We start from the raw sequence: 26020 nt of genomic DNA on the forward strand, positions 1-26020 counted from the left end.
ATCTGCAATATCGGTATCCTTCAATGTATCATACAAATTCTGGCTATACAATCGTTTTAATTTTCGCTATTTTTCGACATAATCAAACTCTCTCAGTTTCCTCCCTTCGGAGAATACAGACATGAAAAAACACCTTCCATATTCATCATGGAAAGTGTTCGAAATGACTATTGCATGGTCTTATTTCTATGCATCTTAATATTACTATTAACCAAACCAACCTGTGATCATCGCGTAGTCTGTCATCAAAAATACCAGCAGACTGACAACTGTAAACCCGATAGCAAACAAATTTTTCTTCGGTGCCCGAAGGAGCCGAACCAATCCGATAAAAATCAGGATCGTAAACAAGATCACAAAAATATCAAATGCATTAAAATTCGATGTACTCGCTGTGGCAGCCTCTGCAAGCAACATGGATAGACAGACCTCCTCACCATAGTTAAACAACCAACACATACCCTAAACTCTTCCTCTATGTTATCCGTACCCTGTTAGTAATGCAAGCCCTATCATCCAGAAAAATGAAAAAAATCCAGATTGACCGATTTGCCCGCAAAAGCTTACCCGGTCTAATATGTAAACACTTTCATTAAACATTCTTATTAACAGTCAAGGTATGACAGATACCGGTAACAGACAATATGTAAAAAGAGCCTGACACCACGTATTGAGAAATAAAAACCTTCCTCACCGCAGAAAAGGGGTGGCATACATCCACAGCCTATTTCCCAGGCAAAGAAGGTTCTCATCTAATTTTACAGTTTAAAGATTCGCTGTGCTCTTACTAGTCTGCCAGTTGCAGAGCTCTGCTCCGCTCTGTATCGCGCTCCAGTACAGGTTTCAGATACTTACCCGTATAGGATTCCTGTACTTTAATAATATCCTCTGGTGTTCCTGTCGCTACAATTGTACCGCCGCCGCTTCCACCTTCTGGACCCAGGTCAACGATATAATCGGCTGTTTTGATCACATCCAGATTATGCTCAATGACAAGCACAGACTCTCCTGAATCGACAAGGCGATGCAAGACGTTCAGCAGTCGGTCGATATCATCGACGTGCAGACCAGTCGTAGGCTCATCCAGAATATAGATCGTCTTGCCAGTACTACGGCGATACAGCTCGGAAGCAAGCTTCACACGCTGTGCTTCACCACCGGACAGTGTTGTTGCTGGTTGACCGAGATTGATGTAACCAAGGCCTACATCAAGCAACGTTTGCATTTTGCGATGAATTTTCGGAATGTTCTCGAAAAACTGAGTTGCATCCTCCACTGTCATTTCAAGCACATCTGCAATATTTTTGTTTTTGTACTTCACTTCAAGTGTTTCGCGGTTGTAACGTTTGCCTTTGCAAACCTCACACGGCACATATACATCCGGCAAAAAGTGCATCTCGATTTTTATAATTCCATCTCCACGGCAGGCTTCGCAGCGTCCACCTTTGATATTAAAGCTAAACCGGCCTTTTTTATATCCGCGTACTTTTGCTTCATTGGTCTGTGCAAACAGGTCACGAATGTCGTCAAATACACCGGTATAGGTTGCCGGATTGGAACGTGGAGTTCGTCCGATCGGGGACTGATCGATATCAATCACTTTATCGATATGCTCCAGACCACGAATCTCCTTGTGTTGCCCTGGACGTACTCGTGCACGATTCAAATCACGTGCCAACGTTTTGTACAAAATTTCGTTGATCAGTGTAGATTTACCTGAACCAGACACTCCCGTTACAGCGGTAAACACACCCACCGGAATCTTTACATTCAGATTCTTCAAGTTGTTCTCTTTGGCTCCGCGCACTTCCAACCAGCGATCGCCAACACTTCGGCGTTCGGTACGAATCGGAATAAACTTCTTGCCACTGAGGTACTGACCTGTCAACGAATTCTCGTCATTCATGATCTCCTCAGGTGTACCTTGCGACATTACTGTCCCGCCGTGAATACCTGCACCTGGACCAATGTCGATAATATAGTCCGCCGCCATCATCGTATCTTCATCATGTTCGACAACGATCAATGTGTTCCCGATATCCCGCATATGTGCAAGCGTGGAGATCAAACGATCATTATCCCGTTGATGCAGTCCGATACTTGGCTCGTCCAGAATGTAGAGCACGCCCATCAGGCTGGAACCGATTTGAGTCGCTAGTCTGATCCGTTGTGCTTCACCACCGGATAACGTTCCAGCAGCACGGCTTAGCGTAAGGTAATCCAGACCTACGTTAACGAGAAAACCCAAACGGCTGTTGATTTCTTTTAAAATCAGTTTGGCAATGGTCTGTTCTTTTTCGGTCAGTTGCAGCGACTCAAAGAAACGTCCCGCTTCACCGATGGACAAACTAGTCACATAAGCCATGTTGTGGTCATTAATGGTTACGGCAAGACTCTCTCGTTTCAGACGTTGCCCTTTACATGTACCACAAGGCTTGGCACTCATGTATCCTTCAATGAACTCACGGATACCTTCTGAACCTGTTTCGCGATATCGACGCTCCAGATTATTAACGATCCCTTCGAACGTAACTAATGCTTCTTTACGCTGTCCGAAGTCATTTTCATAACGGAAACGAATTTTCTCAGACCCTGTTCCTTGCAACAGCTTGTTCATCTGATCAGCAGGTAGATCCTCTACAGGAACATCCTGAGGGATATTGAAATGTTCGCATACGGATTTGAGAAACTGCGGATAATACGTGGACGTTCCTCCTGTCCAGGCATCAAACGCTCCTTCTTCAATCGATTTACTGCGATCCGGCACAAGAAGGTCCGGGTCAACAATCATTTTGACACCCAAACCATCACAATCCGGACACGCACCAAACGGGCTATTGAATGAGAACATCCGCGGCGCAAGCTCATCAATACTGAATCCACATACCGGACAAGCAAAGTTGGAACTGAAGCGCAGTTCTTCTTCACCGATAATATCCACGAGTAGCTGCCCGCCGGACAGATTAAGTGCCGTTTCAATGGAATCTGCCAATCGAGCTTGGACATCCTCCTTCACAACGATCCGGTCAACGACAACATCGATGGTATGTTTTTTGTTTTTCTCCAGCTGGATGTCCTCCGACAGGTCACGCAATTCCCCATTAACCCGAACACGGACAAACCCCTGTTTAGATACATCGGCAAAAACGCTTTTGTGCTCCCCTTTGCGTCCCGCAACAATTGGAGCCAGAATCTGCAACCGGGTACGTTCAGGGTATTGCATGATACGATCGACCATCTGTTCTACGGTTTGGGATGTTATCTCAATCCCGTGATCCGGACAATGCGGATGACCGACACGAGCAAACAGGAGACGCAGATAATCATAAATTTCAGTAACGGTTCCTACCGTGGAACGCGGGTTACGACTTGTTGTTTTCTGATCTATTGAGATCGCAGGCGACAAACCCTCAATCGAATCGACATCCGGTTTCTCCATCTGACCTAAAAACTGACGTGCATAGGCAGACAATGATTCTACATAACGCCGTTGTCCTTCGGCATATATCGTATCAAACGCCAGCGAGGACTTGCCTGATCCGCTCAAACCAGTTAATACGACAAAGCGGTCACGCGGAATGGTAATATCGATGTTTTTCAAGTTATGCGCTCGTGCGCCTTTGATGACAATGTTCTCGCTCGCCAATGGTATTCATCCTCTCATTGCTTTTCTATAAACCTCTTAACCAAATTCGTCATTTTTATCAGTATAGACCTGATTTTACGATTTCAACATGTCTTATTATCGGGTCAATGGATACATTTATTTACTTCAATCTACTCAATAAGAGAACGGCCAAACTGGCCGTTCTCTCTTATCATCCAAGTTCAATCACTATCGACTTATATCTATTCTGCTCGCAATTCCAGCAATGCATCACGAAGCTCGGCGGCACGCTCAAACTGCAAGTTTTTGGCTGCATCTTTCATCTCCGCTTCCAGACGCTGAATAAGCGACTGGCGCTCCTTCTTCGACATCTTCTCGGCGGCGCCGGTCAGATACTCGTTTTTGGATTCAGCAACCTTCGTTGCCTCAATGACATCACGCACTTTTTTGCGAATGGTCTGTGGTGTAATGCCGTGTTTTTCATTGTACTCCATCTGAATGGTACGGCGTCTCTCGGTCTCTTTTATCGCTTTATCCATGGAATCCGTTACTTTGTCACCATACAAAATAACTTTACCCTCACTATTCCTTGCGGCACGCCCGATTGTCTGAATCAGGGAACGCTCGGAACGCAGGAAACCTTCCTTATCCGCATCCAGAATAGCGACCAATGAAACCTCCGGCAAATCCAGACCTTCCCGTAGCAAGTTAATACCAATCAATACATGGAAGGTACCCAGCCTCAGATCACGCAGAATGGACATCCGTTCCAGTGTTTTGATCTCCGAGTGCAGATATCTGACCTTAATGCCAACTTCCTTCAGGTAATCCGTCAGGTCCTCCGACATCTTTTTGGTCAGCGTAGTAATCAGCACACGCTCGTCTTTGGCAATCCGGTCGTTAATCTCTGCAATCAGATCATCAATCTGTCCTTTTGTTGGACGCAGCTCAATAACAGGATCAAGCAGGCCAGTAGGACGAATGATCTGTTGCACCATCGTATCGGTATGCTCAATCTCGTAAGGCCCTGGTGTCGCCGATACATAGATAATCTGGTTCATCTTTTCTTCAAACTCTTCAAACTTAAGCGGACGGTTATCCAGTGCAGAAGGCAAACGGAAACCGTGATCCACTAGCACAGTCTTCCTCGCTTGGTCACCATTGTACATCGCGCGGATCTGCGGCAATGTAACGTGAGACTCATCCACCACGATCAACATATCATCCGGGAAGTAGTCCATCAGGGTATATGGCGTATCCCCGCGTTCACGGAAGGTCAGCGGTCCGGAGTAGTTCTCGATCCCTGAGCAGAATCCGACTTCCTTCATCATCTCGATATCGTAACGTGTACGCTGCTCCAGTCGCTGTGCTTCCAGCAACTTGCCTTGCTCACGCAATACTTCAAGCCGTTCTTCCAATTCACGTTCGATGTTCACCAGTGCCACACGCATCGTTTCTTCTTGGGTTACGAAGTGAGATGCCGGGAAAATAGCAATATGCTCGCGCTCACCAATTAATTCTCCGGTTAAGACGTCAATCTCGGTAATTTTCTCGATCTCATCCCCGAACAACTCCACTCGAATGGCATGTTCACCCTTGGAAGCCGGGAAAATCTCAATAACATCGCCACGGACACGGAACGTGCCACGGACAAAGTTAATATCATTCCGCTGATACTGTATCTCTACAAGACGGGACAGAATCTGATTACGCGGTTTCTCCATTCCAACCCGCAGAGACAACAACATACTGGAATAGTCATGAGGTGACCCCAAACCATATATACAGGATACACTTGCTACGATAATGACATCACGACGTTCGAACAAGGAACTGGTCGCGGCATGTCGCAGCTTATCAATCTCTTCATTAATACTCGAATCCTTCTCGATATACGTATCTGAGGAAGGAATATAGGCTTCTGGTTGGTAGTAGTCGTAATAACTGACAAAATACTCAACCATGTTATTTGGAAAAAATTCTTTGAATTCACTCGCCAGCTGTGCTGCCAGTGTCTTATTGTGCGCAATAATCAACGTGGGCCGCTGTAGCTTGGCAATAGTCTGTGCAATGGTAAACGTCTTACCCGTACCCGTTGCACCCAAAAGCGTCTGGTATCTCTTCCCTTCCTGAACACCCTTCACCAATTCCTGAATGGCTGCAGGCTGATCACCTTGGGGAGAAAACTCTGACTCGATTTCGAACGTTTTGTCGCTCATAATAATATCGCTCATTGCCGTATCTCACCCTATCGTCTAAAATAATAGTCACTATATATTGTCGAAGTTCCCCGAATTTCCAGTTGGGAAAACTTATAGTAATAGGAATATTTGTTCCCGTTCAATTATACCTTGTTCGTTTTAGTGATGCAAACGTGAAATGAAGATAGGAGTGGGTTAATTTATGGATATTGCGACACTTATCGGTATAATTGCCGGAATTGCCGCAGTTATCAGCGGTTTTCTGTGGGAAGGCGGCCATATGTCCGGCCTGTTACAAAAAACGGCTGCTCTAATCGTGTTCGGCGGCACCATCGCTGCCGTTGTAGCCAGCTTCCCTGCACATCGTCTGCGAACGATCCCTGCTGCTTTACGTATGGCCTTTGGACGTCGTGCTCAGGATTCCAAACAATGGGTCGAAGAACTGATCGAGATGTCATCCATTGCCCGCAGATCCGGTGTGCTTGCTCTGGAACGCAGAGTTGTGGATCATCCCCATCCCTTTTTACAAGATGGCATCCAGATGGTTGTCGACGGTACAGACCCGGATGTTGTTCGGCAGATTCTGGAGATGGAAATTGATTCTGTAGAGCAGAAACATGAGAATTATGCCAAAATATTCGAATCTGCCGGTGGTTATGCCCCAACGATGGGGATCATCGGAACCGTAATGGGACTTATTCAGGTACTCGGAAGCTTAACCGATCCAACCGGACTCGGACCAGCCATTGCCGTTGCCTTTACAGCCACTCTATATGGAGTTGCCAGTGCTAACCTGATCTTTTTACCTATCGCTTCCAAAATCAAATCCAGAGGTGCTGACGAGGTGCAAGAAATGGAGATGATGCTTGAAGGAGTGCTTGCCATTCAAAATGGCGAAAATCCACAGCTCGTTCGCAAACGGCTAGAGTCTTTTACACTCTCGCACCGCCAGGTCTTGCAATCTCCGCTCGCAAAGGAGGGATTAGATGAGTCGTCGCAGTAAACGGCGTGCCAAACGCGAAGCTGCTGACCATCGGGATCGCTGGATGATTACCTATGCGGATCTCATTACGTTGCTACTGATTTTTTTCGTCATCATGTACGCCATGAGCAATCTGGACACCGGTAAATACGACGTCGTGACCCAATCCCTTCAAAGCACTTTTAATAAATCCGACTCCATACTTGAACTGGGGGACGGACTCGGGGAGACACCGGGTCAAACCATCACCAAGCCCCCCCAGGGAAGCTCAGAGGATGATCAAGATTCGTCATCAGATTCGGACAAAGATACCCCTATTGATAGCAACCGTCCGCTCACGGAGCGAGAAGAACAATTCAGGACTCAGGAACAGGAATTACAAAATCTGTTCAATGTGATTACCCAATATATCGAAGATAATAAACTGGATAATCAAATTTTCGTGGCAGACAAACCGCAAGGTATCTCCATTACGCTCAGTGATCGTTTTCTGTTTGATCAAGGACAAGCTGCCTTGAAAAAAGATGCTGCTCCTACACTTAGCAAACTCGCCAGTTTGTTTCGTAATCTTCAAATGGTGGTCAGTATTGAGGGACACACGGATAACATCCCAATAGGAGCCAATTCCGCGTACAAGGATAACTGGGAGTTGTCCGGTGAACGTGCGTTATCAGTACTACGCTTTTTCATCGATCAGGAGAAACTCGACCCCGACCACTTCCAATATGCAGGGTATGCGGATACCAGGCCAACCGGAGACAATACAACAGCAACTGGAAGACAGAAGAATCGCCGGGTTGAAATTACGGTGCTTCGCCAATTACAGCCATAGTCAGTTATCCCGCAAAAAAATACATGCATGACCTCAGCCTCTATTAACCGACTACGAAGTCATGTTACAAAAAAACAACTCAGTAAAAAGCACGTTTGACTGTATTCATCCCGTCAAACGTGCTTTTTTGACTGTATTCTAAATTACCCTTGCTCTTGCTCTTGCTTTCACTCTTAACTCTTAACTCCTAACTGACTCCCTCTATCTCTTTTCCTATTTACACCACAACCAATTTACGCATCCATCCCCGGTTGATTGGGACGAAGAATCACGGAACCGACAGCCAGCAGGATCACGGCCATGGCAAACAGGATCAGCAGCGGCAGGGTGATGTCTGCCAGCGTGCCTCCGGCGGAGATCGTTTCGACTGCCTGAATCGTCCATTTTTGCGGTACGAAGTTCGCCAGCTTCTGCATATACTCCGGCATGATGGATAACGGCCAGAAGCAACCCCCAATCATACAAGTTGGTACAATGATAAGAGAATTCAGCATACTGGCATTTTTCGATTCACGAATCAAACCGCTCACAGCACTCGCTAATCCCATCGATACCAGCATAAACGCTCCAAGAATCAGAAAGTGAATACCAAACGGAATCCCTGCATCATAATGCAGCACCCAACGGCTTATACCGAGCACGAGCATAATCTGGATGACTCCAATCGCCAGACTACCCAGAAAGTTTCCTAGCGCGATCTCATATGACCTAACTGGAGCAGTATACATTCGAGCCATCGTACGTTGTTTTCGATCGTCCATAATAACAGCCACTGCACTCGTTAACAGTCCCATCATGAACATAATCGTGAATCCGGTGACGTTATTTAAACCTGGCTTGGGATACAGTTGCAGATGTAATGCTTCCCCGGATAGATGATGCCTCCCAATCTCTTGCAGGAGCTGTTCGAGTTTCGCCTCCTGACTCTTAGCGTCAGCTTTAGAAGGCAACATGGTAGCAGATGTTTGTACGGCAGCAGCAGACTGTTTCAACCCATCCGCAACCCCTTCGGCGGCTGCTCGTAGGATGTATGAGCTTTCGCTGACACGCATTTCAATCCACTGGATCTCCACGGGCTTCCCCTGTAACAGCGATTCGGTGTAATTGGCGGGAATTACAATTCCCATGCTTGCTTTTTGGCGAACGATATCCGATTTCACTTCTGCCTCGTTACTCGCAGCTTTGAAGCTGTACTCCTTCGTACGAGCGAGCTCTTTGATCATCCATGATCCAGCGATCCCCTCATCCATATTGACATAAGAAACAACCGCACGACTGGCCTGCTCACTTCCAAAAAGAGCAACTGCACCTGTCACAACAAGGCATGGTAACAGTAAAAATGCAACAAACCCACGTTTACGTCCCAGTGTTCTCCGGATCATTAACCAAGCGATATGCAGACTATTCATAACGATATCCAACCTTTCTGTATATCACTGCAGCAACTGCTGCTAGCACTGCACACACGGCCCCAAGCATGAAAATATTGTGCATGACCTCTTGCAAAGTTGCACCCAGCATCATACTCAGAAAACTTTGAAGCGCCCAATGATTCACCGTGAATTCGCTAATGCGCTGTACAAAATCGATGGCGATCGGAGTAAACCCGCCGCTAATAAAAGTCATCACGATGATAATTCCCTGCATTAATGCAGTAGCTGAAGCAGCGCTTTTACTAACCAAGGCTACAATAATACCCAAAGTCATTGACGCCAGCGTAATAAGTATACAGATCAGTACAATTAACCACGGATGACCACCCCAATTCACGCCAAATAATAGGTTGGTCATGACGATAATAATGATTGCTTGTAAAAAGGCAAGCAGACTGTTACCTGCAACTTTGCCGGCAAAGATCACTCCATTGCCTACTGGCGTTGCCTGAAGACGCGCGAGCGTTTGTTTGTCGCGCTCTGTAAACAGGCTGTTAACGGTGGTCATGCCAGAGTACAGCATAAACATCGCCAGCATGGCTGCTGCGTAATACTGTGAAGCGCTGTAGGATTGGCCGGAATTCCCCGGGCTGCTGACCTTAATATTCGGCTGTGCTGATGGCAATCCAGTGCCATCTTGCGTTGAAATCGCCATCACCGTTTCTGGCCCAAGGACTTTTGCAATGGCAGCCTGTCGATTCAACTCATCCGTAAAGCTAGTGAATACGGTCTGCCCCACTACATTAAGTGTATTGTCTTTTCCAAGTATCCATTGTAGCTTAACGGTTTTTCCTGCCATCCATTGTTGCACCATATCCGAAGTCATGATCACCGCAAAATCAAGATCTCCTTGTTTTAACGCATCCATCGTTTCGTCCTGTGAAGACATGTTTTTCACTTTTATCATTTGGGCTACTTCAGGTGCAGCCACAAAGGCTTTCAGGGCTTCACCTGCCGGAGAGGATATCGCTTCATTTGATTGCACAATCCCCACGCGCAACGTATCAGGCGTCGTATCTTTTCCTGTTCCCATCGCGCTTGATAATGCCGTTCCCAAGATAAAAATTAATAATAAAGGCAGAATGAACAGATTAATCACTACAGAACGAATTTTCAAAATACGTCTGAGTTCAAAGATACAAATATGCCATATGCTCATGCCATCTCCTCCTAGTCTCGAAGCGTACGCCCGGTCAGATTGAGGAAAAGCGTCTCGAGATCCGGTTCTTCGACCCGGAGGGATTGAATGGACATGTCATGTTTGCTGCAAATAAACAGCATATCTTGCAGCGCCTGCTGTGCCGAAGGCAGCATAATCGTTAATGTGTCTTCCGTGACTTCTACTGCCCGTACACGCGGGTGAAGCTTAAGTTCTTCCACAGCACCGGCATCCATGCCGGAAGTGGTAAGTACAATTTTTTCCTCCGATGCAACACGTTCCCTTAACTCAACCTCGGTTCCACAAGCAATAATCCGGCCTTGATCCATGATAGCTACCCGATTACTGATCGCTGCAACCTCCTCCATATAATGACTTGTATAGATAATGGTCGAGCCCATCTTGTTGAGCGTTCGCACCGATTCAAGAATGTGATTGCGGGATTGTGGATCAATGCCCACGGTGGGCTCATCCATAATGATCAAATCCGGCCTGTGACTGAGCGCACATGCGATGTTGAGTCTGCGTTTCATGCCGCCCGAGAAGGTGGATGGAGCATCCTTGGCCTTATCTTGCAAACCGACAAATTCGAGAGATTCCTGCACTCTTTCTTTGAGCTTCTTCCCTCGTAATCCATAGAGCCGGGCAAAAAAAGTAACATTATCCGCGGCACTCATCGTTTCATATAAAGCCAAATCTTGCGGAACCAGCCCAATCTTACGCTTCACATCGAGTGGTCGCTCCTTCACCGATATGCCGTCCAGTCTGATCTCTCCCTGATCCATATTGAGCAGACCTGCAATCATGCTAATCGTAGTACTTTTCCCCGCTCCATTCGGTCCAAGCAGACCAAAAATCTCTCCCTTTTGCACACTTAAGTTGAGGTGATCCACCGATAACTTGCTGCCATACCGTTTTACAACGTGATCCATTTCCAATATATTCATTTACGTATGCCCCTCCCATATGAGCTCTTACCGCGATATTTCTATGTCTATTGTATCGAATGTCTCCCCTTGGCGAAGGTACATAAAGTCATCATTCAAAGGTGACTTAAGTCATCTCCTGATGTTGCGGTGGCCTATGTTATAATCAAGGATGCGTTATCGTCTTATTCTCCATTATGTTAAAAAAGGATGTCATCTACATATGCCCTTGGGATCCCTGCAATATGGTTTATTGGTTGTACCTGCTGTGTTGTTCAGTTTGACCCTACCTTTACATGGCGAAGCACTGTACACCTTTTACATCCTCATCTCGACCTTACTCGCTGTAGCGAACCGCTTTACCCGTTCAGGCGCACAGCAATCACTGTTATTTCTGGCAGAAATAATGTGGGCCAGCTGGTTGATCGCGCTATACGGCCCCTTTATGATTTTCATCTCTCTATCGGTTCTTTATGTTTATATGTATCGGCTCGGTGGATCTATAAGATGGTTCATATTAGGGTTTCAGCTGATTACAACGAATCTTGCACTGTATTGGCATGTTGCAACTCCAACTACGCTCAGTTCTGGAGCGATGGAAGTTCAAATGAACACCATGAGCTGGTTCTCGGACTCTGTGAAGATAAACATTGGCGTAAACCTGCTCCTATGGATGACAGCGGCTCTCTCCTGGCAAGGAGCCAAAGCTGCAAACGGTCGCAAGCAACTGGAGCATGTGTATGACGAGCTACGGCATAAGCATTATGAGCTACAAGAGACGCGTGCACAGTTGCTGTCATTTTCCAAACAATTAGAAGATGCGGCTCAGGCAGAAGAGCGTATTCGAATATCCCGTCAGCTTCATGATGATATCGGACATCGGCTAATACGCACCAAAATGATGTCAGAAGCTGCCTTGCTCACGCTACCTTTGAATAACGAACAGGGTACTGAAATGGTCAAGCAGATTCGAGACCAGCTGGCTGCAAGTATGGATGATATGCGTAACACCCTTCATAAACTTCGTCCTGATTTTCATGCATCCGATGCCTACGCTTTGGATCGTCTATTAGAAGAAGTCGGTCGCGATACAGGGATACAGACTCATTACGAGATTATTGGTCAGCCACACACTCTCTATCCAAGTACGCAGATTGTGTTGTACAAAAACGCCAAAGAAGCTATAACGAATGCCATTAAACATGGAAAGGCCACTTCCATTCGTTTGCAGCTGGCTTTTGGGCATCAGGAGATTCGTATGAGCATCAGTAATGATGGCAGCATGCACTCCCTTTTAGATACAAGTGTAACAACAGGCCTTGGGCATGAGGGTATGCGTCAGCGTACACAGTTCATTGGAGGTACCATTGAGGTTCAACCCACCGCCCCATATACCGTTATCACTCGAATCCCCATTACAAACAAAATGAATTTACTGTAAAACGGAAAGGAATATGCTCATGCCAGAACCGAACAATAGCACTCAGAAAACATTGTCCGAGCAACCTTCAATGATTCAAGTCCTCCTTGTCGATGACGATCCCTTCATCCGGGAAAGCCTGAACGTGGTGCTCGGTCTCGATGCGGGTATCCACATTACAGGTACGGCTTCCAATGGGACGGAGGCACTTGCCTGCCTTGAATCAGGAACAGCTGCAGATGTTGTACTCATGGATATACGTATGCCCGAATGTGATGGGGTCGAAGGAACTCTTTTGATCAAAACCCGTTTCCCCGATATCCAGGTACTGATGCTGACAACCTTTGACGACGATGAATATATCATTCAAGCTATACAGTACGGAGCGAGTGGTTATCTACTCAAAAACGTCCCTCCTGCCCGGATCGTGCAGGGCATCAAAACCGTCCATAACGGGGATATGCTGATCCACCCGGATATTGCACGCAAACTCGCGGGTTTGCTTCGAACGCCAGCTTCTCCTCCGGTAAACGAGCCACTTGAAACGCATGGGCTTACACGCATGGAGCTTTCCGTTGCCGAAGCTATATCAGAAGGACTATCCAACAAAGAAATTGCCACTAAACTGTTTCTCAGCGAGGGTACCGTCAAAAACTATGTAACTGAAATCCTGGGTAAGCTGCATTTGCGTGATCGCACCCAAATCGCCATTTTTATTTTGAGAAAATAAAGCAAAAAGGTACTTCCTCACGCCAGCCAAGGCGTTTGGAAGAACCTTTTATTACATTTCGACTGACCCTTTGTCACTCACTACAGGGGCTGGTGGTAAAGCCAGTGGAGCTTCGCCCACACGTTGCTCTTTCCGGCGTGTGAATAATTTGAGCGTAACCACATGAAACAACGTCACCGGACGTGGCTGAACTGCCCATGCTTCATGTTTATCCGGTGCCATAATCACACCAAGCTGGTGGTGCTCGCCTTCGTAAATCGCTCGTTGCATAAACTTGCTCTCTCCTTGATGATTACGCACCTCCAGCTTGCAAAAAGCCGGATTCATCCGCAGTGCCCGGTGTAGCTCTTCGGGAGAATGAACGAGTATACCGTTCACTTTATACAATGTCTCCCCTGCCTCAATTCCGAGCTCTGCTGCAGGACTCTCTGGAATCACACTAAGTACCTTAAGTCCATGCTGAGGGTGAACAAATGCAGGACTAAGTTGCTGCTCTTCCAATGCGCTGTACCACACCAGGAGTTCATGTCCGGCAAAAGCTACCAAGGCTGCAATCACTGTCAATGGTGACCACCATACGGCAAGCAGACTGAATACAAGTAATGCCAAGCTATACAGCATCAAACGTTTAGCTGAAACCTGGAGTTTACGCCCAGGTAGCATACTTTGTGTATTTTCGCTAAATCCCAGCAAGATGGGTAGTGCCATTAGCGTGTAGCCCTGACCTGCATGAAGTAGCGGAGTCCACGCCAGTTCTGTGATACCTCCGGTTGTCGGAACAAGAATTAGTAGCGGAACCGCCCAGAAGAGTTGAATCTGATATCCGCCTACCAACTTCCCGCGTTTACCTTCCATCAGAAACGGTGAGGCCATAGATACACCCTGCATTCGTGCCAGTATAGCTTCGCCAAAATGCAGCAATGCAGCCAGCACGAGCAGCACAGGCATGTCCAATGCGCGCACTGTGTCCACAGCCTGTCCAAGCATACCGACAGGCTGCCAGCTGGAGGCTACATTCAGAGCAAATTGCAGAATCCCCAGTGCCCCCGCTGCATAGGCAAAGCACAAATAACGGATACGAATTAAAGATAAAACCAATGCTGCAATCCATATGCTGATTACACTACCTAGCGTAAGATAAGTGCCAAGGAAAAGAGATATCATGGACACAATTACACCAATGACAATTCCCCCGAGAACCGCTCGAATCGCCTGCGTGATCGAACTCTGCATACGTACATGGAAGAGTTTCCGTTCCTGGAGCAACTGACGATGATAAATTAAAGCAATCAGAATCACTGCCATATAATAAAACGGCTGAATCAACAACTGTAACAATGCTTCCCCTAATACAGTTAACCAAGGCCATACCCATTCCATTGTAGCATTTCACTCCTCTCCTTCAGCCGGTTCAGAAAAAAAGAAGGCTGAAAATCAGCCTTCTTTATGGCTTCGACACAGCGGACGAAATATCCTTTGAGACATTTTCGATCGCGCGTTTCAGCTGTGCATCATATTGAGGATTGGCAATACGTTCAATCAGAGATGCTTCCAGAGACTCTGCCGTTTTCTCATCGATTTGGCCAGTAACCTGAATGCCTTTTTTCTTCTGGAACGCCTTGACGGCTTCTTCGGTCTTCTGGTCGTAGTATCCGTCCACACGATCCGGCTTGAAGTCAAGTCCTCTCAGCATCGTCTGCGCACTCTTCACATCCATGCTATTGCTGTCATATTTCAGTGGCAACTTCTCTTTATTAATCGGCGCAACCGAGAAATAGTCTGGCTGGTTCACTGCAATATCCGGTTTGATGCCTTTTTCATGAATCCAGGTACCGTTTGGTGTCAACCACTTGGCGATCGTAATCTTCAGCAGGCTACCGTCGCCCATCTGTTTATCGTAGCTGGTCTGCACCGTTCCTTTACCAAATGAATTTTCACCTACGAGTGTAGCACCAGCAGATTGTTGCAAAGCTCCTGCCAGGATTTCGGAAGCACTCGCGCTACCTTTGTTCATCAAGACGGTAATAGGATAAGGTTTGGCTGATCCATTCGATTTACTTTGTTCCTTCTTGCCATTTTTATCTTCAACCTGAACGATGACTTTACCTTTCGGTACAAACTGTTCTGCTATATCGATAACGACTTGTAGTACACCGCCCGGGTCATTCCGTACATCGATAATCAGGCCTTTCATATTTTGCTTCTCCAGCTTCGCGAGTTCTTCCTTGAAGCGTTCACCTGTATTCAGCGAGAACTGCGTAATGTTGATGACACCAATACCGCCATCTTCCATATGCGCATAAACGGTTTCCAGATCAATATCATCACGAACAATCATGAATTCAATCGGCTCTGTCGATCCCGCACGTTTCACCTGTACTTTGGCTTCGCTACCCTTTGGACCTCTAATCTTGTTAACCGCTTTGTTGAGCTCAAGTCCTTGAAGCGATTCGCCGTTAACGGACATAATGATGTCTTTCGCACGGATACCTGCTTTTTCAGCAGGCGAACCTTTGATTGGGGAAACGACAACGACATTACCGTCTTGCGAAGAAACCTCTGCACCAATACCGGTAAATGAACCTTCGATGGACTCTTCAAACTGGGCAGCTGTTTCCTGTCCCATATAGTTGGAGTAGGGATCACCGAGAGATTCCATCATGCCGTTAATCGCACCATCAATCAACTTGGTACGGTCGACATCTTTATAATAGTTACTGGAGATCAAATCCATTGCGGTTTCAATCTTCTTTAAATCGTTTTTCTGCTGCGAGCTGCCGGTTACACTTGCCAACAGTCCTTCGCCGGGTTTTACTTGGCTTGTAATACCCGGGTAAGTCATTAACACGATGGTTAACAGACTCCCGCCAAGCAGTCCCAAAATAACGAACAGCAGCGCCGATCTTTTTTTCATCATCCGTATGTCACCGCCTTTAGTATTGAAGCGCATCCGATTCGAACTGCCCCGAATCATTCCCTGAACATGCCAGCTTAGTATATGTCTAGCTTGTACGGATTATGATTTTTCCATTCGAAGTTTAAACTATATAAGTTGCAACGCATTAAATCAGACAATCTACAAATAGTTCATCGGATTCACAGCTGTTCCGTTATCACGCACTTCAAAGTGCAAGTGAGGCCCAGTTGAGTTCCCTGTATTGCCAGACTCGGCAATCGTATCGCCTTTATTTACCGTATCTCCCTTGCTGACCTTGAATCCACCTTCACGCAAATGGCCGTACAATGACCACAGACCTCCGCCATGATCAATAATAACCGTGTAGCCATAGCCACTATACCATTCAGCCATAATGACAATCCCGCCGGAAGCCGCATGAACGGATGTGCCTACTGGAACGGCAAAATCGACACCTGCATGCAGTTTGCCTACTTCCCCTGTAATCGGGTGAATTCGCGGACCGAACGGTGAAGAAATGCGTCCACCAGACACCGGTCTTGCAAAAATACCGCTACCTGACGAATAAGTTACCTCACTGTTGCCGCTTGAACTTACACGTGTTGGCGCCTTGGCTGCTGCTTTGGCACGTGCCGCAGCTTGGGCCCGAGCTTTGGCTGCAGCTGCGGCCTGTTGCTCACGCAATTTATTTTTCTCCTGTAACAGAGCTGAGCGTTTGCCAGCAATCTGCATCAACACAGCTTCCTGCTCAGCCGTCAACTCTTCGGATTGTTCAATTTTAGCATCATATGAAGCCAGGAGCACCTGCTTTTCTTTCTCTTTATCGTTCAGCTGCGACTTGCGCTGTTTCTTCTGTGAATAAAGGCTTTTGGCCTCCGCATATTGTCGGTCCAAATCTGCCTTTTTCTCTACCACAAGTTGCTTGTCCTTTTTATGTTCATCCAAGAGATGCTGATCCTGATCCACAATCGTTTTAAGCGAGTCCGCACGGGTCAGAAAATCGGTAAAGCTGGTGGAAGATAAAAGGACATCAAGGTAGGATACTGCCCCATCCGTATACATCAGGCGTACACGTGACTCTAGCAGTTTTTCTCTTGCGACGATCCGGTCTTCTGCTGCTTGCAGATCTTTTTTCGTTGTACGAAGATCTTCCTCCGTATTTTCAATCTGCAACGATACACTGGCCAGCTCATCACTAACGACATTGATCTGTTCCAAGACAACCTTCAGGTAAGCATTGGTTTTGTTCTTGTAATGTTGCGCTTCCTGTTTATTGGCCGCAGCCTTTTTTTGCTCCTGCTTGGCGGAAGCCGCCTTGCTCTCCAGTTGCTGAATCTGTTGATCAATATCGCTGATGCTATTCTTGGCATATCCGTCAGAAGGTTGAAACGTCATACCGGCCAGTAACATAAAGGCCAGCAGCGAAGCGGTTTTTTTCAAAATGATGATCCCCCATCCTATGAATTCACAAGAAAGCAACCTGCACAGGTGGTGAACAGCATGTTCTTTGCTTTCTTTCATCAAAACAACAGTTGCGTCTTTTCTACATATCGTCAAACAGCATTCAATAATGAACCTGTTTTGGCATTCTTTTCGACATTTTCTACACTTTGAGCGACTTGCGAATGGACAGTGTACTGCCCAAAATACCCACGAGCACACCAAGCCCAATCAGTAACGTTCCCATCAGTGGCCAGATTTCGCTGAGTGGAATTAGATTCAGCATCTGCATGAAGACATCCTGACCAATCGTTGACATCAGTTGACTGTATCCGAAGAACAGAACCGCGACCGTGATAACGGAACCGATTAGTCCAATTAACGCCCCTTCAATAAAGAAAGGCCAGCGGATAAAAGTGTTGGTTGCACCCACTAGTTTCATAATGCCAATCTCCCGGCGGCGCGCCAGAATCGTTACGCGAATCGTATTCGAGATCAGGAACATCGACATCAGGCCCAGTCCCCCGACAAAAATAAATCCGATATTACGAACAAGCTTCGTAAATTTGAATAACACATCTACCGTTTCCTTGCCGTAGTTCACTTTCATGATCGGCTTCTCGGCATGTTTCTCGTTCAATGCTTCAATCTTCTGCGCGACAAAATTGACCGTTTCCGGTTCAATTACTTTAACTTCAATCGTATCCGGCAATGGATTGTTATCTACATCAAAACCACCGAGAACATTATCCGCATTTTCGCCTAAACGATCACGGAATTCTTTTAATCCTTCATCCTTCGGAACAATTCGAATCTCGCTGACTTCAGGCATGGCACTGATCTCCTGACCAATGACATTGCGCAGGTTCTCGTCCACATTCAGCTCCAGAAAGGTACTGATCTCTACCTGGCTGTCTACCTGATTGGCCATAGAGTTCACGTTAAGCACAAGCAACATAAACACGCCAAGAATAAACAGAGAGACGATAATCGACATGACGGAGGCCACTGACATCCAGCCATTGCGGAATACGTTCTTGAAGCCCTCCCGCAGATGTCGCAAGAGAGTACTAAAATTCATAACCGTATTCCCCTCTCATCTGATCCCGTACAATCTGTCCGCGTTCAATGGCGATAACCCGTTTACGCATCGTATTAACAATATCTTTGTTGTGTGTTGCCATTACAATCGTTGTGCCCCGGAAATTGATCTCGTCCAGCAGTTGCATAATGCCCCATGACGTCTCCGGGTCCAGATTCCCTGTAGGCTCGTCCGCAATAATGACGGAAGGATTGTTCACAATCGCCCGTGCGATCGCAATCCGTTGCTGTTCCCCGCCGGAGAGTTGTGAAGGTTCGCGGTTGGCCTTGTTGCGTAATCCCACCAGATCGAGCACTTCCATAACCCTTTTCTTGATGTGACGCTTCGGCGCTTCAATAACTTCCATCGCAAATGCCACGTTCTCATATGCTGTCATCTTCGGTAACAGGCGGAAATCCTGAAATACAACACCGATATTACGGCGCACATAAGGAATTTTTCGTGGTTTCAACTTGCCAATATTAAATCCGTTAATGGATATTTGCCCTTTGGTTGGCACTTCTTCTCTGTACATCAATTTCATGAATGTCGATTTGCCTGCACCGGATGGACCAACGATATAGACAAATTCATTGCGGTCGATCTTCACCGACACCCCTTGTAATGCGTGGGTACCATTGGCGTAGGTCTTCCACACGTCCTGCATTTCTATCACATCATCACTTCCTGCTCACATAGTTAGCCATTATGATTTCGACACAATCCCGGCATTTCCTTTAAAAAGGCCTGAAATTCATCAGGAAAAATCCATCCTGTCCCTCTTTTGCTGGTGAAGCATGGATTCATATGAAGTTTATTGTAACAAATTTGTTACCTATTGAGTACCCGAAAGTTTTCCACCCTTGGATCATATAGATAGAGAGTGTTACGAATTCCGGAACAACAGAAGCCAAAAGGAGCGTTTGGTTATGAAAAAAATACATGTAACGGTCATCGCCCTGTTCTCCCTGCTCTTGATCGGCTCCGCGTCCTATGGATTGCTCTATATGTACGTAAACCAGCCTACTTTGCCCAAAGGGGTACAGATTAGCGGCTGGGCCATCGATGGCAAACATCGCAAAGAGGTACTGGCAGAACTGCACACTCGCATTCAACAATTACAGGACTGGCCTGTCACACTGGAAGTGGCTGAACCAAACCCGATAACGATGTCACATACTGCCGCCGAACTAGGAGTGAGTTACAGTGCAGACAGCTTCAAGGCCGCAGTACAACAGCTGGATGAGGGGAACCTGTGGGAACGCGCGTATGCACGGTATCAATTTCCCCAGACCTTCTCTTTGGATATGAACTACAATGAACAAACCTTTCAACAATTGCTTAGCCCTGCCTGGGAAAAAGAAACCTTCGGTACGCCGACCGAAGCCGTCCGCCGCATCACCGCAAATGATCAAGTGCAGTACATTCCGGAGAAAAGCGTGCGCCGGATTGATTGGAAAACACTTAGCACCCTCATGCAGACCAAGTTGCACAGGGAGCTGAGCGATGTGATGGATGGAGTAAAACCAGAACCCATCCGCATTCTTTTACCTCTATACACCTTGAAGCCAGAGGTAACGATCGATTCACTAAAGCAGGAAGGCATCGAGCGAAAAATTATTCAATTTTCCACAGGGCTGGGAAACAGCAGTCAAGGTCGGATACATAACGTCAGCGCGGCGGCTCAGGCCATCAACGGGATGATTTTGCCGCCTGGAGGTGTGTTCGACTATGAAAAGGTGATTCGCAAAGCGGAGAAGGAATATGGTTTTCGGGAAGCACCGGTCATCGTGAATGGCAGGCTGATGCCCGGAATTGGCGGAGGAATCTGTCAGGTATCCAGCACCGTATATAATGCCGCTCTGCTAACGGGCCTGGATATTGTGGAACGGCGTAATCACTCGTTGCCCGTTAAATATATACCGAAAGGGTTAGATGCCACCTTTGCCTCGGGCGCCATTAACTTTCGTTTTCGAAACAGCACCGAGAAATCCCTGTTGATCCATGCCAAGGTGCAAGGCGGGCGCATGGTGGTGAAGTTTTTCGGCACATTCCCCGAGAACGTCAGTTATGCGCTGGAGTCTCGTACGATTGAAACGCTCAGTGTACCTGTAAAGTATGTATCCAGTAACGTGCTACCTGACGGTGCCCAGCAAGTGCTTCAGAATGGACAGCCCGGGTACATCGTTGAGACGGTACGCACGAAGCGAGTTGATGGCAAAGTCGTTGAAACCAAAACAATCTCACGCGATACCTACAAAGCACAGAGCCGTTTGATTGCCCGCTCAGGTCGTATTAGCATGCCTGATCCACAGCAACCTTCCGTGGTGGAGGATGGCATTCGTGAGGGGAATCAGCCTTAAATTCAGGTGGAAATATAAGTTAAACGGGGAAGCTTTACACTGGACACTTCGCTGACATAATAACCTTCCGATCGCTGTTATCCCCGGATTTTTTGGATTCCCTTTTCCAAAGGGGAAAATCCGGGGATAAAGGCGAAGCTTATGCTTCCGATGTAGCTTTCTTGCAGAAAGCTTTTAGCTTCGCTTCTTCAGGTTTTTTCTGTCCTCTCCGTTATGGTGTAAATGAAAGTTCAACCTATATATTGAAGTAGGCAAATGTAAGCCTTAAAAACAACTAACGAATGATCCTTAAGAAGTAAAAATGCACCTGTCTCATACCCTTGTACGGGATATGAGACAGGTGCACTAGATTTACGGATTTGTAAAATCCGTTTATTGCATAACCTTTTGTTTCCTTAGCTTAAAGCTTGCAAAACGTTATAACTCAAGACTCACCGGATCTATGCTTCAAATACACGGTCGGTGATGGCTTAACTTCGTTCTCCTCTGCTTTAGTGCCCACCTGTATACTCGTGTTGCTCTTCTCCTACAACCATTTTCTCTTTCCCCATGAAGAAGGAAGCGATCAGTGCAAGGGCTGCCGGAATAACCGCCCAGGCAAACAGCTGTACAATGGAAGAGGATAACGCATGTGTGATGGACTCCAGCACCTGTGGGGGAATCCCTTGACGCAGCTCTGGTGATAACAATGCATGCGGATCGGTCAGATCCATCCCGGCAGGCAGACCACCTGCAGGCGCCCCAGTCGTTGCACCAGCTTCTCCAGCGGCACCAGCCATGTTGTCTGTCATTTTGCGCGTAAACACTTGACTCTGTACAATGCCAAAGATCGTGATGCCCATCGTCATGCCCAAGGAACGCAGAAAGTTCAGCGTTGAACTGGCGGCACCGCGTCTTTGCGGTTCGAAGGCATTCATAGCTGCATTACTAAGTACGGAGAAGGATGCACCGACACCAAGGCCAATCATGACCATGTATACCCGAATTGTCCATAGGGATGAACCTTCATCCAATGTCGTGAGCAACCCCAGACCCACTACAAGCAATGCCAGCGTTGGAATCATAATATTGCGGTATTTCGTTTTGGTCATGAGCACACCGCCCATAGAAGCCGTCACGACGGAACCCAGCATCATAGGCAGAAGGACAAGACCCGAGTTGGTTGCTTTACCACCGAGTACGCCCTGGATGAAAATCGGGATATATACCGATGCCGTGATGAACGCAGCACCACTGAACATGGCAATAACATTGCTTGACCAGTACACCCGCTTGCGGAACATACCGAATGAAATAATCGGCTCTTTGGCCTTCGTTTCTGCATACAAGAAGATCAATGCCAGCACGATAAAGCCGGCAAACAGCCCCAAGATCTGTGCAGAGTCCCAAGCAAACGTCTTGCCACCCAGCTCCAGCGCAAAGATCAGGCAGACCACGGCCCCAATCAGTGTAACAGCACCCAGCCAGTCAATCTGCTGTGACTGATGCTGGTGAGATTCCTTATAGAAAAATGCGATAAACAGAAATGCAATCAAACCGAGCGGCAGATTGATGTAAAACACCCATTCCCATGTGGCATACTCTGTAATGTACGCACCTAGCAGCGGCCCGAATACACTCGAAAGACCGAACACTGCCCCAAACAGACCACCCAGCTTCCCCCGCGATTCAGGCGCAACGACGTCGAACATAATCGTGAACGCAATCGGCACCAGTGCTCCTGCACCAATCCCTTGAATTGCTCTGTACATCGTCAGTTCCACGATGGATGTCGCAGTTCCACACAAAGCGGAGCCAAGCATAAATACGATGATCCCGAAGACAAAAAACTTTTTACGTCCATACATATCCGACAGTTTACCGAAAATCGGCATACCTGCCATCTCAGCCACCATGTAGGCAGAAGTTACCCAGACGAACTTGTCGAGCCCGCCGAGCTTGCCCACAATATCCCCCATGGCCGTAGCCACAATGGTATTATCCATAGAGGCCATTAAGATGCTGAGCAGCAAACCTGCCAGCACAAATCCAATTTTATTGTTACGCGCAGCCATTGTTGTTAATCTCTCCATTCCCGTTCTATTCATATGACTGCATTAGTATATCCGAAAAGAAGTAACAAGCAATCAGTCCAAGGACCGATTGCTTTATGGCAAAACCTTCTACCTTGGGGGGATAACCATAAGTTCTACTTTTATAAGATTATACGAGCCGTCTCTTGCATCTTGCCTCTTGGCTAAATTCGCTCGCTGTTACCCACCTTCGCTTCCGGATCAACGGATAGTTCGCCAGAGTACTCCACAAACCGGATATTACAGCCGCGCCCAATATGGACTCGACTCCCTCGAACCGTATCCGCTTCGGTATCTTCCAGTACAATCTCATCGCCCTCGATCAATTGAGCCCTGAAGGATGGCGCACCGCCCAATCCGAGCGCTTTCCATAATCCGCTGCGTTCCTTGCGCCGAATATCGATACGCTCACCGCCTACTTCTCTTGCTGAAGAAGACGTGTATAAACGAATCTCCACAATGTCCGCATTAAGTAGTCCGCCCACTTTAATATTGCCCTGAACGTTGATTACTTCACCCTGCACATCTCCATCAATCGTTGCCATACCACCGATATCAATACGCTCACTGTCCACTCTACCGCGCACATTACACTTTCCGTTCACAGTAAACTCAGGCGTAGATAAGTCTCCATTAATCGTGGTCATGCCATCCACACGTACCCGATTGCTGACCAGTGGACCATTAATGGTACACATTCCGTTAACCATCGTACTCTCGGCACGCGCCGCACCATGAACTCCCAATGTTCCATTGACATCTAGAGATTGGGTCTGCAGTTCTCCCTCCACTTTGGCCATTCCGTTGATCGTTGTGCTCTCGGAGACGAGGGAACCGTAGATTTTCAGCGTGCCGTTAACGCTTAGGGAGGAACAATCCAGATCACCATCCAGTTTAGCCATACCGTCAATATTCACTCGGTGATAAGAACCGCCTGTTGTTTTGCGAGAGCCTGTGACATTCAAATCATTTCTTAAGTGACGTTCTTCCATTCGTAAAATCCCCCTCAGCCCAATTTAAGTTTCAATTCTTCCATGAACGTTGCAAGCGGAATGCGAAGTACCACTTTTACCCCTTGATCAAAATAAAGTTCAGCTCCCGAGTTCACCACCATAAAGGCAGGTACGCCCATCTTGCGAATAAGCAGCAATTCACTAGCACGGTCACGAAACCGGTAATAGTGTTCAGACATTACATCAATCAGGAGTAACCCCTCCTGCTGAGTGATATCCCCGCTGAGAAGCAGCTTTTCAAGCACATAAAGCATCATAATCTGTTCGAGACCATATAATGACTGCTGGCGACCAGCCTCGTTTAACAGATCAAGCGAAGCTAGTGAAACAATGTTTCGATCCAGCAGTTGTTGGTCTGACATCTCCACCTCACCAAGTGTTGGCGAGAACACATCTGCCAGTTCATCCAGCGACAACCCGTCTTTCATATGAACAATCTTGTCGATCCGCTGTAAAATCTGCTGTTTAGGAAAAAATGTTTCCTGTCCCGTAAAAGAAGACTTTCGAATAAACCACTCCTCAGGAATCAGGTTTTTTCGTTTCCAACGATATAATTGACCGTATGAAATGCCTGTCAGGTCAAGTAGCTCTTTTTTGGAGATCAAATCATCCGTCAATTTCAGGACCCCCTTTTCATTAAAGTTAGTGTAACAAAACATTGTTACGTTGTAAAGATACGAGGATCATATGTGATGAAATAATCTATTCTTTGTTTATTTATTTCTTTGTTTTGTTCAGAAAGTTGATTATACAAAGATTATTTACGCAGATATCGAATACGTTTTATAACCTATCATTGCGTTTACTTTATTTTGGGTATAACCTTGAATATAAGCTGATATATTTCAGTTTTCTCACCTTTTCCATGGCATAATAACATCCTTATTCGACTTCCATTTATGAAAGGGGTTACTTTTTGGTATGGCACTCATTAAATGTGATTTCTACTCAGATGCCCTCGGATTAAGTACAAGCATGCATGTGATTCTGCCACAGCAGACCCACAATCAGATCGGAATGGAAAACGTCACTGGTTCTGGTCTGCACCCAACCCTGTATTTGCTTCACGGGATGTCCGATGACGATTCCATCTGGCTACGCCGCACTTCGATTGAACGTTATGTCGCTTCACTCGGAATTGCGGTCGTTATGCCTCAGGTTCATCGCAGTTTCTACACGGACATGGCAGAGGGAGGACAATACTGGACATTCATTAGTGAGGAATTGCCTAAACTCGCGCGCTCCTTCTTCCCGCTGTCACCGAAACGCGAAGATAATTTCGTTGCTGGCCTATCCATGGGCGGATACGGTGCCTTCAAGCTGGCTCTGCGAAAACCGGATCAATACGCTGCGGCGGCAAGTCTTTCGGGTGCTCTTGACATGGCCGCTCATTTGAGCAACGACGCCCCATCCGCTTTACGGCAGGCCGAACTGTTACGTATCTTCGGGCCTCAATTTGCAGGCTCAGAGAACGATTTAATCCATTTGCTCCAGGAGAGTAAACATAACCCGGCTCCACGGCCACTCCTCTATCAATGCTGTGGTACAGAGGATTTTCTGTATGAAGATAATCAGACATTCCGTAAAGCCTGCGCCGAGACAGACTTCAAGTTAACTTATGAGGAAGAACCCGGGGAACATGAATGGGGTTACTGGGACGTGAAAATTCAGAATGTGTTGAAGTGGTTACCGCTGTCTAAAAGAGACTGAGGCACATAAGAGAGGCCTCCCTCTCTGTATTAATTGCCAACTAAAAAAGCAGGCTTAAAGTGGACTGTGCCTCCTCGGTTACTATAACTAACCTGGGGGTACAGTTTATCTCAGCCTGCTTGTAATCATATTAG

General features: G+C 46.8%; 20 protein-coding genes. 6 read left to right on the top strand and 14 right to left on the bottom strand.

Annotated features, from left to right (window positions below; translation table 11 throughout):
- Positions 1-207: 207 nt before the first annotated feature.
- The 3 genes from ACT89M_RS25240 to uvrB form a co-directional block, all read right to left on the bottom strand.
- Positions 208-417, bottom strand: coding sequence for a hypothetical protein (locus ACT89M_RS25240; protein WP_090923015.1), 210 nt, complete (start codon positions 415-417; stop codon positions 208-210).
- A 370-nt stretch (positions 418-787) separates the two neighbouring features.
- Positions 788-3646, bottom strand: coding sequence for an excinuclease ABC subunit UvrA (uvrA, locus tag ACT89M_RS25245; protein ID WP_154891278.1), 2859 nt, complete (start codon positions 3644-3646; stop codon positions 788-790).
- Between the two features lie 203 nt (positions 3647-3849).
- Positions 3850-5841 carry an excinuclease ABC subunit UvrB gene (gene uvrB, locus ACT89M_RS25250; protein WP_090923011.1) on the bottom strand — a complete coding sequence of 664 codons (1992 nt, stop codon included), beginning with the start codon at positions 5839-5841 and terminating at the stop codon, positions 3850-3852.
- Between the two features lie 169 nt (positions 5842-6010).
- Here uvrB and ACT89M_RS25255 point away from each other — a divergent pair, with 169 nt between their 5' ends.
- Together ACT89M_RS25255 and ACT89M_RS25260 are read left to right on the top strand one after the other, a co-directional pair.
- Complete coding sequence (locus ACT89M_RS25255) at positions 6011-6811, top strand: flagellar motor protein (RefSeq protein WP_090923009.1); 801 nt, start codon at positions 6011-6013, stop codon at positions 6809-6811.
- Positions 6795-7622 carry a flagellar motor protein MotB gene (locus ACT89M_RS25260; RefSeq protein ID WP_154891279.1) on the top strand — a complete coding sequence of 276 codons (828 nt, stop codon included), beginning with the start codon at positions 6795-6797 and terminating at the stop codon, positions 7620-7622. Before ACT89M_RS25255 ends, ACT89M_RS25260 begins: the two co-directional genes overlap by 17 nt.
- Before the next feature lie 233 nt (positions 7623-7855).
- Here the strand turns inward: ACT89M_RS25260 and ACT89M_RS25265 are convergent, their stop codons facing one another.
- From ACT89M_RS25265 to ACT89M_RS25275, 3 genes are read right to left on the bottom strand one after another with little or no spacing between them, the layout of a single operon-like run.
- Positions 7856-9031 carry an ABC transporter permease gene (locus ACT89M_RS25265; protein WP_154891280.1) on the bottom strand — a complete coding sequence of 392 codons (1176 nt, stop codon included), beginning with the start codon at positions 9029-9031 and terminating at the stop codon, positions 7856-7858.
- Positions 9024-10214 carry an ABC transporter permease gene (locus ACT89M_RS25270; protein ID WP_154891281.1) on the bottom strand — a complete coding sequence of 397 codons (1191 nt, stop codon included), beginning with the start codon at positions 10212-10214 and terminating at the stop codon, positions 9024-9026. The genes ACT89M_RS25265 and ACT89M_RS25270 overlap by 8 nt, the downstream gene beginning before the upstream one ends.
- An 11-nt stretch (positions 10215-10225) precedes the next feature.
- A complete protein-coding gene (locus tag ACT89M_RS25275; protein ID WP_154891282.1) occupies positions 10226-11161 on the bottom strand; it encodes an ATP-binding cassette domain-containing protein in 936 nt (311 codons plus the stop codon).
- A gap of 202 nt (positions 11162-11363) precedes the next feature.
- Here ACT89M_RS25275 and ACT89M_RS25280 point away from each other — a divergent pair, with 202 nt between their 5' ends.
- Both ACT89M_RS25280 and ACT89M_RS25285 read left to right on the top strand, forming a co-directional pair.
- Positions 11364-12581 (top strand): sensor histidine kinase, encoded by a 1218-nt coding sequence (locus tag ACT89M_RS25280; protein WP_308722753.1) that lies wholly within the window; start codon positions 11364-11366, stop codon positions 12579-12581.
- A gap of 70 nt (positions 12582-12651) precedes the next feature.
- The gene (locus ACT89M_RS25285) at positions 12652-13290 is read left to right on the top strand and encodes a response regulator transcription factor (RefSeq protein WP_341181922.1); all 639 of its coding nucleotides are present in this window, start codon (positions 12652-12654) and stop codon (positions 13288-13290) included.
- A 51-nt stretch (positions 13291-13341) separates the two neighbouring features.
- Here ACT89M_RS25285 and ACT89M_RS25290 read toward each other — a convergent pair whose 3' ends face one another.
- From ACT89M_RS25290 to ftsE, 5 genes are all read right to left on the bottom strand, one after another.
- Positions 13342-14670 (bottom strand): PDZ domain-containing protein, encoded by a 1329-nt coding sequence (locus ACT89M_RS25290; RefSeq protein ID WP_341181292.1) that lies wholly within the window; start codon positions 14668-14670, stop codon positions 13342-13344.
- 64 nt (positions 14671-14734) lie between these two features.
- Positions 14735-16207, bottom strand: coding sequence for a S41 family peptidase (locus ACT89M_RS25295; RefSeq protein ID WP_341181293.1), 1473 nt, complete (start codon positions 16205-16207; stop codon positions 14735-14737).
- Positions 16208-16366: 159 nt separating this feature from the next.
- Entirely contained in the window at positions 16367-17647 is a 1281-nt protein-coding gene (locus ACT89M_RS25300) for a murein hydrolase activator EnvC family protein (RefSeq protein ID WP_090922998.1), read from the bottom strand.
- Positions 17648-17810: 163 nt separating this feature from the next.
- Complete coding sequence (ftsX, locus tag ACT89M_RS25305; RefSeq protein WP_154984706.1) at positions 17811-18728, bottom strand: permease-like cell division protein FtsX; 918 nt, start codon at positions 18726-18728, stop codon at positions 17811-17813.
- Positions 18718-19404, bottom strand: a complete 687-nt coding sequence (gene ftsE / locus ACT89M_RS25310) for a cell division ATP-binding protein FtsE (protein WP_090922994.1) — start codon at positions 19402-19404, stop codon at positions 18718-18720. Before ftsE ends, ftsX begins: the two co-directional genes overlap by 11 nt.
- 253 nt (positions 19405-19657) lie before the next feature.
- Here ftsE and ACT89M_RS25315 point away from each other — a divergent pair, with 253 nt between their 5' ends.
- The gene (locus ACT89M_RS25315) at positions 19658-21091 is read left to right on the top strand and encodes a VanW family protein (protein ID WP_308722749.1); all 1434 of its coding nucleotides are present in this window, start codon (positions 19658-19660) and stop codon (positions 21089-21091) included.
- Positions 21092-21582: 491 nt separating this feature from the next.
- Here the strand turns inward: ACT89M_RS25315 and ACT89M_RS25320 are convergent, their stop codons facing one another.
- The 3 genes from ACT89M_RS25320 to ACT89M_RS25330 all read right to left on the bottom strand — a co-directional run bounded on the left by ACT89M_RS25320 (position 21583) and on the right by ACT89M_RS25330 (position 24793).
- Complete coding sequence (locus ACT89M_RS25320) at positions 21583-23145, bottom strand: MDR family MFS transporter (protein ID WP_154984792.1); 1563 nt, start codon at positions 23143-23145, stop codon at positions 21583-21585.
- Positions 23146-23327: 182 nt separating this feature from the next.
- On the bottom strand, positions 23328-24155 hold the full coding sequence (locus ACT89M_RS25325) for a polymer-forming cytoskeletal protein (protein ID WP_154984708.1): 828 nt from the start codon (positions 24153-24155) through the stop codon (positions 23328-23330).
- A gap of 14 nt (positions 24156-24169) precedes the next feature.
- Positions 24170-24793, bottom strand: a complete 624-nt coding sequence (locus ACT89M_RS25330) for a YhbD family protein (protein ID WP_090922987.1) — start codon at positions 24791-24793, stop codon at positions 24170-24172.
- 304 nt (positions 24794-25097) lie between these two features.
- Between ACT89M_RS25330 and ACT89M_RS25335 the strand changes: the two genes are divergently transcribed.
- Positions 25098-25886 carry an alpha/beta hydrolase gene (locus ACT89M_RS25335; protein WP_308722748.1) on the top strand — a complete coding sequence of 263 codons (789 nt, stop codon included), beginning with the start codon at positions 25098-25100 and terminating at the stop codon, positions 25884-25886.
- Positions 25887-26020: the final 134 nt, after the last annotated feature.

This window comes from Paenibacillus sp. NN59 (assembly GCF_057597225.1).